Here is a 17193-nt window from a genome sequence, read left to right as displayed (position 1 = left end):
AACCCACCCTACAAAAATTAATTCCTCATCGAAAGCGACTTTGAATGGGTCCGTATTCGTACGGCTATCGCTATCGAGATGACTGCCATTTAATTAAACATTTCGTCTACGGACTTCAACCATCGCGGCTTTCGAGGCTGCATTCAGCAAAGTGCCGATAGGGAGGAACGGACGATGCCAGAAAAAGCACTCGAAACGGTTCTGCGTGGATTCGCAATCCTGGGCCTGACCTTCACCGGCCTCGCGATGTGTCCCGCTCCGGCGAGGAGCGCCGAGGAATTTCAGCAGTTCATGGCGCGCATGAAGACCGCAAAGCTGGATGCCATGGAGCGCCATTTGAAGGCTCTCGACGAACGTTACGATCTCAGCGACAACCCCTCCAAAACAGTGACGATGACCCATGGCAAACCCATTCAGGAAGGCGTGCGGGTCAAACTGCGGGAGGTCATAACCTGGGAAGAATTAGTGGAAATGTCCCCTGAGGACATTCGAAAGCAAGACTTGTTTCCGAAGGGGTTCATGCCTCTGCCCCACCCCAATCCCGCCGAGGGCGGCATCGTGTTCAGCAAAAATTTCATAGAAGCCGTCGAGGAGCAAGAAGGCCGGGATCTCACCCGTTTCGACGTGGGCTTCGACATTCCGGATCGCTTCCAACCGGAACTCCCGTCTCCGCTCTTTCTCAAGACACGGCCGGACCTGGGCGATGTCTCTCGAAGCCGCTTGATAACGCTATCCAACTACCGCGAACTTTTCGACGGCATCATCAATGCGGAACAGCTGGAAGGGCTGCGGCTCTTGCTCACACCTTTTCCCCAGCAGCAGTTCAACGCCACCGATGACCGCCGTACCGAAGATCCTTCTTCCGGAGTCGCCTGTTTCGACTGCCATGTCAACGGCCACACCGGCGCGGCCATACAGACGGCATCGAGCACCCGGCCGCGGGAACCCGGCCGTCGCATCGACACGCGGAGCCTCAGGGGCGTCGACGTCCAGCAGTTGTTCGACACCCAGGGCCGACTGAAAAGCATCGAGGACCGCTCGGAATTCGAACTGGAGACGGCTTATTTCGACGGAGACGCTGAAGCCGCCAAAAGAAAGGAAGCCCACATGGTCGAACGAGCCGACGAAGTGCGCCTCATGGCCGAGTTTCAAAAACTCATCGATTTTCCGCCGGCGCCCAGGCTCGATACGTCGGGCAAACTGGACCCGCAAAAAAACAACGACGAGGCCGCGCTCCGAGGGCAGGAACTTTTTTTCGGCAAAGCCCGGTGCGCGACTTGCCACACACCGCCCCACTATACCGACAACCAGACCCATGACCTGAAGGTGGAACGGTTTTACCGACCCGGAATCACCACCAGCCAAGCCACTTCGACGGACGGCTCCGTCAAGACTCCGCCTCTGCGCGGCATCAAGGACTCGCCGCCCTATCTGCACGACGGCCGCTTGCTGACGCTGGAAGACACGGTGGAATTCTTCAACCTGGTGCTCGGACTGAAACTCACCAAGTCCGAGAAAGAGGATCTGCTCGCGTTTCTGCTAACGCTGTAAAGCATTCGTCGCATCCTCCATATCGATGCTTGCGCATTTCTCGAAAGCCCAACTATACTGCTTATAAAAGCACTGCTTTTATAAGCCATGAAGAACACGACTCCGCGCCAACAGGAAATACTCGACCATATCCGCCAAACCCTGCGCCAGAGCGGCGTACCGCCGACCATCGCGGAAATTGCCGATGCGCTGGGTCTCAAATCCACGAATGCCGTGCGCGGCCATCTTCAGGCATTGGCCCGAAAAGGTCTGATCGAGCTCATGCCCTCTCTGGCGCGGGGTATCCGGCTGCTGGAATACCAGGCTCCGGCCGACGCCCTGCCCGTCATCGGCAGAGTCGCCGCCGGCCGGCCGGTGCTGACAGAAGCCCATATCGAGAAATATTGCCGCCTCGGCCCGGAATTGTTCCAGGGCAAAGCGGATTACCTGCTCCGCGTGCGCGGTCTCAGCATGCGCGATGCGGGCATTCTGGAAGGCGATCTTCTGGCGGTGCAGCGCACCGACCAGACCCGCAGCGGCCAAATCGTGATCGCCCGCATCGGCGACGAAGTCACGGTAAAACGGCTGCGGCTCGAAGGCTCCGTGGCCTATCTGGAACCGGCCAATCCCGACTTCGAAACCCTGGCGGTCGACCTAGAGCGCCAGGAGTTGTGCATCGAAGGCGTGGTAGTCGGCGTCATCCGCAGCGAGTGGGTGTGATGAACAGCCCAAATGGACTTGATGAACTGCTCCGCACGACGCCGCTTCTGTGGCGCGGCCGCCGGCCTCAACCTGCCGAGAATGCTGCGATTCCCACCGGCTTTCAGGAATTGGACCACGCATTACCGGAAGGAGGCTGGCCTTTTGCGGCATTGATGGAAGTTTCCGTTCCCGCCTGGGGCATCGGCGAACTGCATCTCTTGCTTCCCGCCATGCGGCACGTGCAAGGATCGGGAAAACGCCTGGCCTGGATCGCGCCGCCTTATCTGCCATATGCACCGGCCCTGGCGGATGCCGGCATCGATTTGGGCCGTCTGCTCCTGCTGGACAAGCTCTCGAACGACAAGGACATCTGGTGGAGCGCGGAAAAACTGTTGCGCAGCACCGCCTGCGGCATGGTCCTGGCCTGGCCCCGCAAACCGTCTCCTTTTCCGGTATTGCGCCGCTTGCAACTGGCGGCGACGGAAGGCCATTGCCTCGGTGTACTGCTTTTGTCCGATCTGCCCGCCGGCACCCCGGCCGCCCTGCGTCTTCGCCTCGAAGCGGGAGAGCAAGGGCTTTGGGTTCACATTCTCAAGACGCGCGGCATGCCGGTCGTGAATGCCGTACTGATTGGCGGGGCGGACGATATGTTTCCCAATTATTAATCAGGCCCGTAAATACCCTCCTGGTATTTCGGGCCGCCGCCCAGGCCGGTACACGCCCGGCCTGGGCTCACGCGGCTTGTCGCCGCGCCGGGGCATCCCTGCCCCGGATTAACCCGGCCTATATTTATAGGCCGGGTTAATAGGCAGCATGCAGAAGCAGCCACGTAAGTCGGGAATCCTTTCCCGACGCAGCCGGATGTAGGCCAGGATAAGCCTGTCCTGAGCGAAGTCGAAGGGGCGATAGCCGTTCCCGGCACAATGTTATGTCCCACTGAGTTTTGCCGGACCAAGCGGCCGGGAGCGGATTGGCATGCGCAGCGCCCACAGGGGACGGCACACGGTGTGCCGTATGAAACGCTTTGCTTATTCCGGCCTACAACTCAAACGAAGCTATCGCGCAACGATTCCTTCTTTGATCGACTTATGTAGATACCTCTGCCCGGAAAGAAGGAGCAAATTGGGCAAGAGCATTTTCAGTTCGAATTTATGGTGTAGGGGCGAATTCATTCGCCCCTACACCCGATATAAAAATGCCCTAAACATTGGAACACCCCATGGCTTTGCAGGCTTTTCCGACAGTTCCGGCAGCCCAGCTCACATTGTCGGCCACGCAAGTCTCCGCTACTTCGCAGCCGGCGCCGGCGGCACTTTGGCTGTGCTGTTATCTGCCGCGTTTGCCGCTGGAGGTCTTCAAGCTCGAAGACGACTGTCCCGCCGCCGTATGGGTGGACAGCGGCGGGCGTTCCCTGATTTCTGCCGCCACCCCTGCCGCCGGGGCTTTCGGCATCCATCCCGGCTTACCTACGAACGCGGCCCTGGCCTTATGCGCCGGTCTGCAACTGCATCGCCGCGACGAACGGATGGAACGCGAAGCGCTGGAAAAGCTGGCGGAAGCCGGGCTCGGCTTCACGCCCTGGGTGAGCCTCGATTATCCGGCCGCCCTGGTCCTTGAAATCCGCGGCAGCCTGACCCTGTTCGGCGGCTTGAATGCCTTGACGCAGCGGCTGCGTGCCAAGCTCGAAAACCTGGGCCATTGCAACATTCTCGCGGCGGCACCGGCACCTTTTCCGGCCTGGCTCATGGCCTCCTCCGGGCTGGAGCGGACGGTGGAGAACCCGGCGGCACTCCGCTCCGGGCTCGGCGATCTGGCCATCGCCCGCTTGCCCCTGGAACGGAATACGGCGAACCGGCTCGCCAAGGCCGGTCTCCACACCCTGCGCGATCTCTGGCGTTTGCCGCGGGACGGCCTAGCTCGGCGTTACGGTCTTGCCGTGCTACGCCAACTCGACCGAGCCGCAGGGCGGGAAAAGGAAATGCCCGGGCTCTTCCGAACGCCGCCTGTCTTTCAAGCTTATCGGGAACTCGCCGCGGAAACCGAGAACCTGGCTCACCTGCGCCCCGTGTGCGCGGTTCTGCTGGAAAATTTGGCTGCCTTTTTGCGCCAGCACGACGCCGCCACGGACCGGCTGGAACTGGAGCTTTTCCACTTCCGCCGGCCAGCCACGCGCCTGGAACTGAAGCTTCGCTACGCCAGCCGCGATCCGGAGAGAATTTCGATGCTGCTGAGCGAGCGTCTGGAGCGAACGCCCCTGCCTGACGCCGTTACCGCCCTTCGCCTGCGTTGCGGCGCGCTACAACCCTATCGGGCGCACGAGGCGGATCTATTCGCTGCCAAAACTCCGGGCGTTTTGGACTGGGAGACCTTGCTGGAACAATTGCAGCAGCGCCTGGGACGCGATGCCTTGCGCTTTCTGGACACTCCGGCCGATCACCGCCCTGAGTTCGCCTGGAAGGGGGTCTCCGGCGCCCCCGAAGACGCCGTTTGCGATTGGAAGGGCGGCTTCGGTGCTCCTGGAGACGCCGTTTGCGATTGGAAGGGCGGCTTCGGTGCTCCCGGAGACGCCGTTTGCGATTGGAAGGGCGGCTTCGGTGCTCCCGGAGACGCCGTTTGCGATTGGACGCGGAACGAATCGCCCATCGGCTTCGCCATCGGCAAGGAACGCCGGCCGTTGTGGCTGCTGCCCAAGCCTCGACCGTGCGATCCGACCCGTTACCGATTGCTGCCGGAGCGGGAGCGCATCGAGAGCGGCTGGTGGGACGGCGCTTCGATCCGGCGGGATTACCGCGTGGCGGTGAGCCCGGAAGGCGTCCGCGCCTGGATATACCGGGAACTCGATGGGAACGGCGGGTGGTACCTCCATGGTTTCTTTGCTTAGGACTTGGTCGCCCTCAGCGCGATACGCTTTCCTGCCGCTTTTTCTGCAGTTCGATTTCGTAAATGAATTTCTGAAGGCTGATTTCGAAATTTCGGCTGGCGCCGCGGAAAATACACCCCACCCGCTGACCGACCGGAGGGTTAGCCCAGGTCATCGCGACTTTATTGCGCACTTCGAGACCCAGCATCATTTCGCCATGGCCGGGCAGGATCAGCCTGCATTCTTCGAGAATATGCCCGACGGAGAACAAGTCGCCGAGCCGATTGGCTTTGTCGATCAGGGCTAACCCAGAAAGACTGATGTCGGCAATACCGAACTCTGCGGGCATGTCGTCGAGCCTGACCACGCATTTGGCCGGCATGGCTACCGGAATCGCCACCCGGTAGAACGTCCGCTGCTGCCGCCAGTACAAGGAATCCGGAATCGGGGCCGCAAGCACGGTTTGCCCGTTCAAGGTCGCCTCGGTAAGTTTGGTCAGGGCGAAGCGGCACTGGATGCCGTCGACTTGTCCGCGAAATGCGACTTGCTGCGCCGCCAGCAACTGCCGATTGACGCTGGCGTTCTCGCTCAAATCCATGACCACCAATCCTTTTTCCGCCATCACCTGCACGACCGTGGTCACGAAACTCAGGCCACTACCGTCCGGCAGAGTGCTTAAAAGACACTTCTTCGTCTGCATGAGCTTGAGCTTTTCGATGATTTCGCCCCGGCTTTTCAGAACGTATCCGCCTTGACTTTCACTGGTATCGGCTGGCATAGGTCGCAATAGAACTAAGGATCACTTGACATTAAAGCTTAGCAGGGCAACGCACCGAAAAACGTGATCGGAATTGCCTGCGGTTGTTAATCATCCGTCGTTTCGGGCGAAGGCCGCTTCGGCAAAGGCACGTCGAAAACGATATTTTCGCCGCCATTGAGAACCAGGAAGTGCCGTCCCTTCGCGCGGGCGAGCATGGTCACGCCCGCCTGCCGCGCCAGCTCGAATCCCATGTGGGTGGCCCCCGAACGCGACAGCAGCACCGGGATCCCCATTTGCGTGACCTTGATCACCATTTCCGAGGTGAGGCGTCCGGTGGTATAGAAAATCTTGTCCCCGCCTTCCATGCCGGTGAGCCACATGTAGCCGGCGATCGCATCCACGGCATTATGGCGTCCGACATCTTCGACGAAGATCTCGATCTTGCCGTCTTTGCACAGCGCGCAGCCATGCACCGCCCCGGCCCGCTTGTATACCTCGTTGTAATCCCTGAGCGCATTGAAAACGCCGTAGATCTCCGATTGGCGGACGGTCACCTTGGGTACGCGAATTTCGCGGAGCTGGTCCATCAACCGGCCGAACACCGTGCCCTGACCGCACCCCGTGGTGACGGTACGGCTGCCCAGCCTTTCGAGAAAGGCGTGTTCGGTGAGCCGGGTAGTCACCGCGACCGCCTCGGTCTCCCAATCGACCTGCACCGACCGGATGTCGGCGATGTTCTCGATGAATCCCTGGTTGCGGAGATAACCGAGCGTCAAAAGTTCCGGATGGGTTCCGATCGTCATCAAGGTGACGATTTCGTACTTGTCCACATAGACGGTCAGAGCGCGTTCGCCCACCAGTTCCAATTCGCGGCGTTCACCGTACTCGTCGAGCGCGGTGGCGGCATAGCAGGAGGCGCGTCCCGCATTCGTCATTCGGATATCGTAAGGATTGGCCTGAAGATCGATCGGAGCCGCTGCCGTTGCATCCGCCGTTTCCATGCCCTCCAGCGCCGCCAACTCCCCCGGCGTGTTGACGTTGGCGAACAACTCGGGATGATCGCTGAAATCGACCAAGGCCAGCCTGTGCTGCTCGAGCCAGAGGTCGATCTTCCGCTGACCGCCGGCCAGATAACGTTCCAGGCTGTCCGCCAGGCGGCGTTCAGCCAGCAGGAAAACCGGGTGCAAACGCTCGCCGTCGTGGGCGGCGCAAAGCTCGGCTCCGGTCTCCTGCATCACCCGGCACAGTCTTTCCAGAAGACGCCCCGTCACCAGCGGCGAATCGCATGGCACGGTTAGGACATAGGGCGTTTCCGCGGCACGCATGGCGCTGAGCAGCCCGGCCAGAGGCCCGTCGAAAGTGTCGGTCTGATCGGATATCACGGGATAACCGAAACGCGCGTATGCGTCCCGATTCCGGTTGGCGTTGATCAGAATGTGCGCGGCGACCGAATCCAGGGCTTCCAGAGCGTAGCTCGCCAGTGGTCTGCCTTTGAAGCGAATCAGCCCTTTGTCTTCGCCGCCCATCCGTCGTGCGCGTCCGCCGGCCAGAATCACGCCGGTTATTTTTGCCCTCTCTAAAATCATGGTGATAAGCTAAAAATCGAGTTTCGATATGTTTCTATTTAGTGTATGCGCTTATTTCTTGGTTCGATTGTCGCACTGCTGCTGATTATCCTGCCAGGGTGCTCCGCTCCAAAGAATCCCGAACCGCTCTACTATCAAGCCGAGACTACCAAACCTTATCAGGACGTTCTGTCCGAGTTGGAGCTCGCGATCACCGAGCGGAATTTCCGCATCACCGGCCACAACAAGATCGGCAGCGTGATCCGGGAGCGCGAGAACATCAGCTTCCCCGATTACGACACCATTCAGTTCTGCAATCTCACGCTGGCCCGCGAGATGCTGGAAATTTCGCCGGAATCCGTCATCTACATGCCCTGCAATGTGGCCGTCCGTTCCGAGAACGGCAAAGTTATCGTGACCACGCATTTGCTGCCGACCCGTTCGCCTAACCCGAAAATGAACGAATTCGCTCGGCAAATGAACGAAAAGCTCAAACAAATCGTGGACTTTGCGGTCGAAAACTGAATTTCACAAATTGCGCCTTCCGCTTTCGCTGCACTATCATGTAGCGATTTTGAGACAGGCTTACGAGAACGATTGAGCATGAAAATACCCGCTTTTCCCTTGAATATCCGGTGGCCCGCAACGGCCGCCGTTCTGATCCTGGCAGCCGGCTGCACGTCCGCTCCGCCCTCCCCCGAAACAGAAGCAAAGGAAACCAACGATTTTCCCACGCTGGCCAGGGTCGAATATGTCCTGCAATGCATGCAGGAGCATGGCGGCCAGAATTACAACAATCTCTATCACTGCACGTGCAGCGTCGACAAGATCGCGAGCCGGATGAGCCACGATGAATTCGTCCAGGCGCAGACTTTCACCTACGGATTCAGCATGGCCGGCGAGCGCGGCGCGGAATTCCGCGATCCGCCGGAATCCGCGAAACTGCGCGAGAAGTACAAGGAAGCGAAGAAATACGCTCAGGAAGCTTGCTTTCCGGCGGGTGCGGATAAGGACGTGAAGAAATAAGGGGGACAACAAACTCCGTTTCGGTGGGTTACGCCCTTCGGCTTCGCTAACGCTACGCTCAGGGCTAACCCACCCTACCAAGTCGTAGGTCGGCAATCCTTTGCCGACAAGGACTCTTAAAACATATCCTTCCGCCGGCGCGTTTCCGCAAACACCTCCAAGGGGTCGGCGTTCATCATTCCCAAGTTGCTCCGGATTTCCTCGCTTTCGGGGCGGAGGAACGGATTGGTCGCCAATTCCTCTTTCAACGTCGAAGGAACCGTAGGCTTGTTCTGCCGCCGCAGATCATCGACTTGCGCCATCCGTTGCTGAAGCGCCACATTACCGGGCTCTACCGTCAAGGCGAATCGGCCGTTCGCCTGGGTGTATTCGTGGGCGCAGTAAACCCTGGTCTCGGGAGGCAAGGCGCGCAGCTTCGAGAGCGAGCGCCACATTTCTTCCGGCGTGCCTTCGAACAACCGTCCGCATCCCAGGGCGAACAGCGTATCACCGCAAAATAGCGCATCGGCCCCGGCGAACCAGAACGCGATGTGCGCACGCGTGTGTCCCGGAACATCGAGCACGCGAGCCTCGGAGCTTCCAACTTTCAAAACCGTCGTCTCGCCCACGGCTATATCGATACCTGGAATGCGCTTGAGGTCCCGCTCCGAACCCACTATCCGACAGCCCGTCCGCCGCTTGAGCTCAAGGTTGCCGCCCACGTGATCGCCGTGATGATGGGTGTTCAGGACATGAGTCAGCGTCCATCCGTAAGCGGCGAGCGCCTCCAAAACCGGATCGGCCTCGGCGGGATCGACCGCCGCCGTCTCGCCGGTTTGGCTGTCGTGGATCAGGTAAACGTAGTTGTCCTTGAGTACGGGGATTTGAAGGATTTCCAGCATAATGCGTCCTTATCTGCCACCGGATAAATACTGGGCGATATCCTCTTTCGAAAAACCGATCTTGCGAGCCACCCGATCCGCGTGGCTGACCCTCGAAATGCCTTCGACCACCCGGTAAGTCGGCTGCTCGTTCTTGAACTCGACCTGCCTCGCCAATCCGATTTCTTTCTGCTGATAAGCATCGACCAGTTCGTGGTTGTGGGTGATCAAAATGGTGTTGCTGCCTTTCTGATAGAACCCGTCCAGGATATTCATGGAAATCTCGATCTTTTCCTCGTGGGTCGTGCCTTCCGAGAGTTCGTCCATGATCACCAGGCTTTTCGGCGTCGTCGCGAGGAAAATGTCCTTGGTCCGCTTGAGTTCGGTGCCGAAGCGCCCTTCACCGTCGGCGAGGTGGCTGATTTCGGGGACCTGGTAAAAGATGCGGTCCGCGACGGTCAGTTCCGCTTCCTGAGCCGGCACATAGCATCCGATTTGCGCGAGCAACTGGCTCTGCGCCAGGGTTTTACAGAACGCCGTCTTGCCGCCGCTGTTCGGTCCGGTGATGAAGGTCAGCCGCGTGTTTTTCAGGCTGATGTCGTTGGGCACGTAGTCGGGATTGTCCTTGCTCAGCACCGGATTCCGCACGCCTTTGAGCACCAGCGAATGGCGCTCGGCCTCGACGATCTTGGGCAAGACCACGGAGTGGTGGAAGGATTCCTTGAGGCGGACGAAGCTCAAGAGCTCGTCCAGCTTGCCCAGCGAATCCAGCGTGTTTTGCACGTCCTCGGACCGTTTGAAGATGTCGCGGAGCGGATAGATGCAGCCATCGCGATCGAAACCGCCGACGATGGGGATGTAAACGAAGCTGATGGGAAGCAGGAACAGCCAAAATACCGGCGCGATCGAAACCGCCAGATCGAGCAGCAACGGCACGAATTCCAAAGTCAGCACCAGGAGGATGGCCGCGACCGCGAGCCCCACCGGCTTGAACAGTGACGGCCGAAAGCGGATCGCCGGGGTATACCAGGGTTTCTCCGCCTTGGAGCGGACATCTTTCTCGGTCCGGTACACCGGCCCCTTCATCAGGGCATAGGCGCGCGAATGGGCAAAGCGCCGCAAGTCGTCGATCAATAGGCCCAGGTACTCGCTGTTCGGCTTCGGAAACCGGTTTGCCGCCTCCACCAGATTGAGCATGAACCGAGTGCCTTTTTTATAGGTCTCATAACCGTAGCCCTCGATTTCCAGCTTGTGCGCGGGCGAACTCATGAGCCCCATGAACGTGCCGAATAATAAACCGTAAAAGTCATCTTCCAGCGACTTCGCCTGTTTGATCAGGGTTTCCAACGAGTCTCGAAGCGCCTTGTCGGATTCGATTTCCCGAACCGCGTCCTGCTTGGCCCGGATAAGGTCCGCCGACGCCAGCGGCTGGACCAGCGAGCGATAAAGGGTTGCCTGACCGGTGATCGTGGCGGCGTGATTGATGCTGTCGAACAGCTTATCGACTTCGATGGCCTGAAACGTCGAAACATCGATGACACCCTCTCCGGTTGCGCCCGGCGCGGCGGAACGAACGACCGGCGGTTCCTTGGAATCGGATTGCAGAAGAGTCTGGTATAGGGAATTCATGGAGCGAGGACCTGGCAATGATAGTTCGGCGCCTAACCTACACCTTAGCGGCGCCCGCTTCAACCTGGAAGGAAACGGGGGCGATACCTATGTTTCTTAATGACCCTGTAATGTCTCGAACAGTGCCCATGATCGACTCGACCATCGATTCAGCATAAAATTTCACACATTTTTCACGAAAATCCGTCCGTCTTCTGGCAACGCTGACGAAAAAGAAGTTTCATCAACCCACGCGATCTCGACAATCATGACCGATCACTCCGTTCGCTCCGATACGGGCCTAAGCGCCGCATCCGTTTTGACCCTAGGCATATCCGGCTTTAACTATGCTGATTTGTACGAACCGGAACGGCTCAAGGACTTGTCAGACGTCTTCGACGCAACGGTCCGCAACCACGATCCGGCCCTATTCGCCGAATTCGAGCGTTATCGCGCATGCCAAGGCGAAGGCATGCCGCCCGAAAAGATTTCGGATGTCCTGGTCAAAATGGCGCCCTATGTCGGTACTTTCGTGGCGCGGCTGTTCGGCGTATCGTCCGAACGGGACACGCAAATACAGGCGATCCGCGACGAGTTCGACAGCATCTTCCTGTACCGCAACGAGATCGTCGGGAAGGTCGCGGGACTGTTCAAGAATCAGGCGCTGGAAAGCTGGAATATCGCCGGTATCCAGGCGGACTTCGAGTCCTTGCTCCGAATCGCCGAACCCGTGTTGATCGAATCGGACCGGGAAAAAGCGGTTGCCGTCTTAGGCGCACGCTTGCACCGCTGGCATCAAGATGCGTCGGTGAGCGGAAGGGAAATCGCCGAATTGCGCCGTACTCTTGCCACCGATCCGGATACCGAGGCGCGCTTTGCCGGTCTGCTGGGCAAGAGCGACGAAGACCTGGTGAAGGCGCTGCTGGATCTGGTCCAACGCTGGACCTATGCAGCTACGCAAATTCCCGAGCTCAAAGCCCAAGTCCAAGGGTGGGCCAGCTTCAAGTTCCCGGCCAAGACCGATTTCAATCATCTGGTTCATCACGAGACGCGCTCGGCGGACGGCTACAGCGTATGGGCGGCCCCCGAGGAACACCACAGGAGGCGCGAAGGATTCGGCCTTACCGATCCACGTTTTCCCGAACGGCGCGTGTTGTACGAAGTCGACCACTGCATTTATTGCCACGACCGGGATACCGACTCGTGCTCCAAGGGCATGCGCAACAAGAAGGACGGCACGTACAAGACCAATCCGCTCGGCGTGACCATTACCGGCTGCCCGCTGGAGGAAAAAATTTCCGAGATGCACGTCGTCAAGCGGCAAGGCGACAACATCGGCGCGCTGGCCTTGATCACCGTCGACAACCCGCTCTGCCCCGGCACCGGCCACCGCATCTGCAACGACTGCATGAAGGGCTGCATCTATCAGAAAACCGAGCCTGTCAATATTCCGCAGATCGAGACCAACGTCCTCACCGACGTTTTGTTCATGCCGTGGGGCTTCGAGATTTACAGCCTCCTGACCCGCTGGAATCCGCTCAACGTCAAGCGGCCGTACGCCCTTCCCTACAACGGCAAGAACGTGCTGGTGGCCGGCATGGGGCCCGCCGGCTACACGCTGGCTCATTATTTGACCAACGAAGGCTTCGGCGTGGTCGGTATCGACGGCCTCAAGATCGAACCGCTGCCCAAAGACATCGTCGGAGACGAGACCCATCCGCCCCGCCCCATCCATGATTTCCGAGAGTTGTACGAGGATTTGGACAAACGCATCATGCTGGGCTTCGGCGGCGTGGCCGAATACGGCATCACGGTGCGCTGGGACAAGAACTTCCTGAAAGTCATTTATCTGACCCTGTTGCGGCGTCACAGCTTCCGCTGCTACGGCGGCGTGCGCTTCGGCGGCACTCTCACGATCAACGAAGCCTGGGATCTCGGTTTCGACCACATTGCCATCGCTTCGGGCGCCGGCAAACCCACGCTCATCGACATCAAGAACAATTTGATTCGCGGCATCCGCAAGGCGTCGGACTTCTTGATGGCGCTGCAATTGACCGGGGCCGCCAAGGAGTCGTCGCTGGCCAATCTGCAAGTGCGCCTCCCGGCCGGCGTGATCGGCGGCGGCTTGACCGCCATCGACACCGCCACCGAGCTTTTGGCCTACTATCCGGTGCAGGTCGAAAAGATCATGCAACGCTACGAAAAGCTGTGCGCCGCCTTCGGCGAGGAAACCGTACGCGCCCGCTACGACGAGGAAGAATTGCTGATCCTCGACGAGTTTTTGGGTCATGCCAAGGCCGTGCAGGCAGAACGCCAAAGGGCACAAGCCGCCGGGGAAAAGCCCGATTTCCTCCCCTTGCTGAATGCCTGGGGAGGCGTCACGCTGTTCTACCGCAAGGGCATGAAGGATTCACCCGCTTACCGGCAGAATCACGAGGAAATCAAGGAAGCCATGGACGAAGGCATTCTGCTGGCCGAGGGCATGAACCCGCTCGAGGCCCTGGAGGACAAATACGGACATCTCCGCGCCGTGCGCTTCGAAAAACTGGAGGAACAGGATGGCCGCTGGCAAAAAGCCGGCAACCTCGAAGTCCCGTTGCGCAGCCTGTTCGTCGCCGCGGGAACCTCGCCCAATACCATCTACGAATCCGAGCATCCGGATTCCTTCGAGATGGACCAGAAGTTCTATCAGCGCTACGAACCCAATTGGCTGAGCGAAATTCCGGAGCTGGAACCGGTCAAAGACACCGCCGTTCCCAAGATCGGCAAGCCTGCGCCGTTCACCTCGTACCGCCGCCACGGCAAGTTCATCACGTTCTACGGCGACAACCACCCGGTCTATGCCGGCAACGTGGTGAAAGCCATGGCCAGCGCCAAGGACGGATATCCTTACATCGTCAAACTGTACGAAAAGGAGCTCGCCGCGCTCGATCGAGCCCAGCAGCCCCAGCGCCTTGCGAATCTGCGAGAGTTCCAGCACAGGCTCGACGACATACTGCTGGCGCGTATCGTAGAAATCAATCGGGTCACCCCGAACATCGTCGAAGTCATCGTAAGGGCTCCGCTGGCCGCGAAGCACTTCTGCCCGGGCCAGTTCTACCGCGTTCAAAACTTCGAAGCGCTCGCACCCGTCGTGGACGATACGGTGCTGGTCGCCGAAGGCCTGGCATTGACCGGCGCCTGGGTCGACAAGGAACAAGGCCTCATATCCCTGATCGCTCTGGAAATGGGTTCGTCGTCCAAGCTCTGCGCGATGTGGAAGCCCGGCGACCCCATCGTGGTGATGGGGGTCACCGGCGCCCCCACTGAAATTCACGCCGGGCAAACGGTCCTCCTCGCCGGCGGCGGCCTGGGCAATGCGGTGCTGTTCTCCATCGGCAAAGCGCTGCGCGCGGCGGGCAGCCATGTCATCTATTTCGCCGGCTATCGGAAGCGCGAAGACGTGTTCAAGATTCGGGAAATCGAAGCGGCCTCGGATGTGGTGGTCTGGTCGGTCGATAATCTCCCAGGAGCAGAGCCCATACCGCCGCTGCGCCCCCAGGACAAAACCTTCGTCGGCAACATCGTCGAAGCGATGCTGGCTTACGCGAAGGGCGAACTGGGTCCGACTCCGATCCACATGGACGACGTCGACCACATGATCGTCATCGGCTCCGACCGCATGATGGCGGCGGTCAAAGCAGCCCGTTACGGCGTCCTCCAGCCGTATCTCAAGGCTCATCACTCCGCCATTGGCTCGATCAACTCGCCGATGCAGTGCATGATGAAGGGCGTCTGCGCGCAGTGTCTGTGCAAGCATGTGGAACCGGACAGCGGCAAGGAGTATTTCGTGTACTCCTGCTACAACCAGGATCAAGACCTGGACCGGGTCGATTTTCCCAACTTGTACGCACGCCTGCGCCAGAACTCGGTACAGGAGAAACTGTCGACGATGTGGCTGGACTATCTACTTTCGAAAAACGGCGATCGACGGGTAGGCTGAAAAATTTCCAAAGACGAAAGCATGACAATATCCGGAAAGTCTTTTACCATTGACGCCCGTTGACTGCATGGACGGCTTTACGCCTTTCCTCGATCGACGCCATCGCAGGAGCTCGCGACCTGGAAGCTTCCGCGAAACGCGGTATGGCAATGGCGGCGTATGCATCAGCACTCAATAAGCAATCGTGACATTTGTTTGGTTATTCCAGGAATAGCCAGAGGAGAACGCAAGAGAATGAAAATGAACAAAACCTTAGTTCTGGGCGCTTTGTTGTTGACCGGCACGATGGGTAGCGCCATTGCCGCCGAAAACGCCGCTGGCGTAAAGGAATTCATGGTCAAGACCGTCCAGACCACCAAGGAAGCCCAGGCCGCTGCAACCGCTGGCGACAAGGACGGCTGCCTGTCTGCCATCAAGCAGACCAAGCAGAACTATAAGGAAATCACCGGCGACGCGGCTGGCAAGCCCTTGCAGGACGCCATGAAGAAGGTTCGGCAAGCCCAAGACCTTTGCGCAGCCGGAAACACGTCCGAAGCCGCACCGCTCTTGAGCGAAGCCGCCGCCGCCATGGAAAAGGTCAACGCCGGCATCAAATAAGATGCCTGCAACCTGTCTGTCTTGAGACAGGCTGGAAGTATAAAAGCAGGGCGGCAACCGCCCTGCTTTTTTTTGTGCCCGGCACTCAACCCATCGCCCCTACTAAGGCTTCGGCGAACTCGCTGGTTTTCACCTCGCGTGCGCCTTCCATCTGCCGTGCAAAGTCGTAAGTGACGATCTTCTGGCCGACAACGGCACTATAAGCGTTTTCTACCGTTTTCGCGGCTTCGTGCCATCCCAGGTATTCAAGCAACATTACCCCGCTGAAGAGCAGTGAGCCGGGATTAGCTTTGTCCTGGCCGGCGTATTTGGGCGCGGAACCATGGGTTGCTTCGAATACGGCGATGAAATCGCCGATGTTGCCTCCCGGCGCAATACCAACACCTCCTACTTCCGCCGCGACCGCATCCGAAAGATAATCGCCGTTCAAGTTGAGCGTAGCGATGACGTCAAACTCTTCGGGACGAAGCAGCATCTGCTGGAACATGATATCGGCGATGCGGTCCTTGATGACGATCTTGCCATCCGGCTGTTTGCCGCCATGGAATCTGTTCAATTCCTCTTCGGTGATGGTCTGACCGGCGAACTCCGTACGAGCGAGTTCGTAACCCCAGTTCCGGAACGCGCCCTCGGTGAATTTCATGATATTGCCTTTGTGCATCAAGGCAACGCTCTTCCGCCCGTGATCGAGCGCATAGCGGATGGCTTTGCGGATCAGCCGCTTGCTTCCGAATTCGCTCACCGGTTTCACCCCGAGAGCACTGCCCTCATGGAAATCTGCCTTGAGCTCTTGTTTCAGAAAACGCTCGAGTTTAAAGGCTTCGGGCGATCCCGCCGGATATTCGACGCCTGCGTAAACATCCTCGGTGTTTTCCCGAAAGATGACCACATCCACCGCTTCGGGATGACGCAGGGGCGACGGCACTCCCGGAAAATGGCGTACCGGGCGAACGCATGCGTAAAGATCAAGGGTTTGTCGAAGGGACACGTTGATGGACCGCATTCCCCCACCCACAGGGGTCGTCAAAGGACCTTTGATGGATACGACCAAGTCCTTTAGCGCGTGCACCGCTTCGTCGGGAAAAGCGTTGCCGTAGAGTGCAGCGGCTTTTTCTCCGAGAAAGAGCTCGCACCAATGGATTTTGCGCGCCCCGCCGTATGCTTTGGCGACCGCTGCGTTCCAAACGCGGAGGGATGCGCGCGTAATATCCGGGCCGATGCCGTCGCCTTCGACGTAGCCGACGACGGGCTCGTCAGGAACACGAAGCTTGCCGTCCCGAACGCTGATTTTTTCGCCGCCGGCAGGAAGCCGAATGTGCTGGTAATCCATGGCGACCTCCATGAAATAGCGTAGAGAACTGAGATACTGACCGACGCAGAAATCCGCGACGATCTAGCCCTTAGAAGCAGTCTTCAAACGTCACGAGCGACGTCAAGGAAAGGCGCGAAAGGGCGACCCGAAGCCGCCAGCAGGCCCGTGGAGGGAACAGCCGTTAGCCTGGCCCGCAGGGCGAACCGCAAGGATCGGGCGAGTCAAAACCGGAGTGTACCGAGGAGTACATGACCATTTCTCCGGGAGAGAAATGGGACGCACGATAGCGCGCCCGGTAGGGTGAAAAACAGAGATGTTTTTCATCAGCATCTTGAACCCTTGAACAACGCCGGCATGACGGCGCGCAGCAGTTTGAAGACAGCTTCTCAGG

13 protein-coding genes are annotated in these 17193 nt (G+C 59.0%); 8 read left to right on the top strand and 5 right to left on the bottom strand.

Features of this window, described 5'->3' with window-relative positions:
- The first annotated feature begins 174 nt into the window (after nucleotides 1–174).
- The 4 genes from ACR2R1_RS21985 (at nucleotide 175) to ACR2R1_RS21970 (ending at nucleotide 5113) form a co-directional block, all read left to right on the top strand.
- Nucleotides 175–1551: a cytochrome B6 gene (locus ACR2R1_RS21985; protein ID WP_434111942.1), complete on the top strand. Its 1377-nt coding sequence runs from the start codon at nucleotides 175–177 to the stop codon at nucleotides 1549–1551.
- An 87-nt stretch (nucleotides 1552–1638) separates the two neighbouring features.
- Nucleotides 1639–2250 (top strand): transcriptional repressor LexA, encoded by a 612-nt coding sequence (gene lexA / locus ACR2R1_RS21980; protein ID WP_077731208.1) that lies wholly within the window; start codon nucleotides 1639–1641, stop codon nucleotides 2248–2250.
- Nucleotides 2250–2897 (top strand): translesion DNA synthesis-associated protein ImuA, encoded by a 648-nt coding sequence (gene imuA, locus ACR2R1_RS21975; protein WP_086135301.1) that lies wholly within the window; start codon nucleotides 2250–2252, stop codon nucleotides 2895–2897. The genes lexA and imuA overlap by 1 nt, the downstream gene beginning before the upstream one ends.
- 554 nt (nucleotides 2898–3451) lie before the next feature.
- Nucleotides 3452–5113, top strand: coding sequence for a Y-family DNA polymerase (locus ACR2R1_RS21970; protein WP_434111939.1), 1662 nt, complete (start codon nucleotides 3452–3454; stop codon nucleotides 5111–5113).
- 13 nt (nucleotides 5114–5126) lie between these two features.
- On the opposite strand, the gene ACR2R1_RS21965 is transcribed toward ACR2R1_RS21970, so the two are convergent.
- Together ACR2R1_RS21965 and mobA are read right to left on the bottom strand one after the other, a co-directional pair.
- Nucleotides 5127–5870, bottom strand: coding sequence for a flagellar brake protein (locus tag ACR2R1_RS21965; protein ID WP_086135299.1), 744 nt, complete (start codon nucleotides 5868–5870; stop codon nucleotides 5127–5129).
- An 86-nt stretch (nucleotides 5871–5956) separates the two neighbouring features.
- Entirely contained in the window at nucleotides 5957–7438 is a 1482-nt protein-coding gene (gene mobA / locus ACR2R1_RS21960; RefSeq protein WP_086135298.1) for a molybdenum cofactor guanylyltransferase MobA, read from the bottom strand.
- A gap of 45 nt (nucleotides 7439–7483) precedes the next feature.
- On the opposite strand from mobA, the gene ACR2R1_RS21955 reads away from it, so the two are divergent.
- Nucleotides 7484–7942 carry a DUF302 domain-containing protein gene (locus ACR2R1_RS21955; protein WP_077731203.1) on the top strand — a complete coding sequence of 153 codons (459 nt, stop codon included), beginning with the start codon at nucleotides 7484–7486 and terminating at the stop codon, nucleotides 7940–7942.
- A gap of 78 nt (nucleotides 7943–8020) precedes the next feature.
- Nucleotides 8021–8443 carry a hypothetical protein gene (locus ACR2R1_RS21950; RefSeq protein WP_077731202.1) on the top strand — a complete coding sequence of 141 codons (423 nt, stop codon included), beginning with the start codon at nucleotides 8021–8023 and terminating at the stop codon, nucleotides 8441–8443.
- Nucleotides 8444–8559: 116 nt separating this feature from the next.
- On the opposite strand, the gene gloB is transcribed toward ACR2R1_RS21950, so the two are convergent.
- On the bottom strand, nucleotides 8560–9324 hold the full coding sequence (gene gloB, locus ACR2R1_RS21945; RefSeq protein ID WP_086135297.1) for a hydroxyacylglutathione hydrolase: 765 nt from the start codon (nucleotides 9322–9324) through the stop codon (nucleotides 8560–8562).
- Nucleotides 9325–9333: 9 nt separating this feature from the next.
- Complete coding sequence (locus tag ACR2R1_RS21940) at nucleotides 9334–10932, bottom strand: MutS-related protein (RefSeq protein ID WP_434111936.1); 1599 nt, start codon at nucleotides 10930–10932, stop codon at nucleotides 9334–9336.
- A 247-nt stretch (nucleotides 10933–11179) separates the two neighbouring features.
- Between ACR2R1_RS21940 and ACR2R1_RS21935 the strand changes: the two genes are divergently transcribed.
- Nucleotides 11180–14893, top strand: coding sequence for an FAD-dependent oxidoreductase (locus ACR2R1_RS21935; RefSeq protein WP_434111934.1), 3714 nt, complete (start codon nucleotides 11180–11182; stop codon nucleotides 14891–14893).
- A gap of 234 nt (nucleotides 14894–15127) precedes the next feature.
- A complete protein-coding gene (locus ACR2R1_RS21930) occupies nucleotides 15128–15490 on the top strand; it encodes a hypothetical protein (RefSeq protein ID WP_077731198.1) in 363 nt (120 codons plus the stop codon).
- An 85-nt stretch (nucleotides 15491–15575) separates the two neighbouring features.
- On the opposite strand, the gene icd is transcribed toward ACR2R1_RS21930, so the two are convergent.
- Nucleotides 15576–16820 (bottom strand): isocitrate dehydrogenase (NADP(+)), encoded by a 1245-nt coding sequence (gene icd / locus ACR2R1_RS21925; protein ID WP_086135295.1) that lies wholly within the window; start codon nucleotides 16818–16820, stop codon nucleotides 15576–15578.
- Between the last annotated feature and the right edge of the window lie 373 nt (nucleotides 16821–17193).

It is taken from the genome of Methylocaldum sp. GT1TLB, from assembly GCF_051027445.1.
GTDB lineage: Bacteria > Pseudomonadota > Gammaproteobacteria > Methylococcales > Methylococcaceae > Methylocaldum.
Note: the sequence above shows the minus strand (reverse complement) of the source record. Positions and strands in the feature narration are given on the sequence as shown.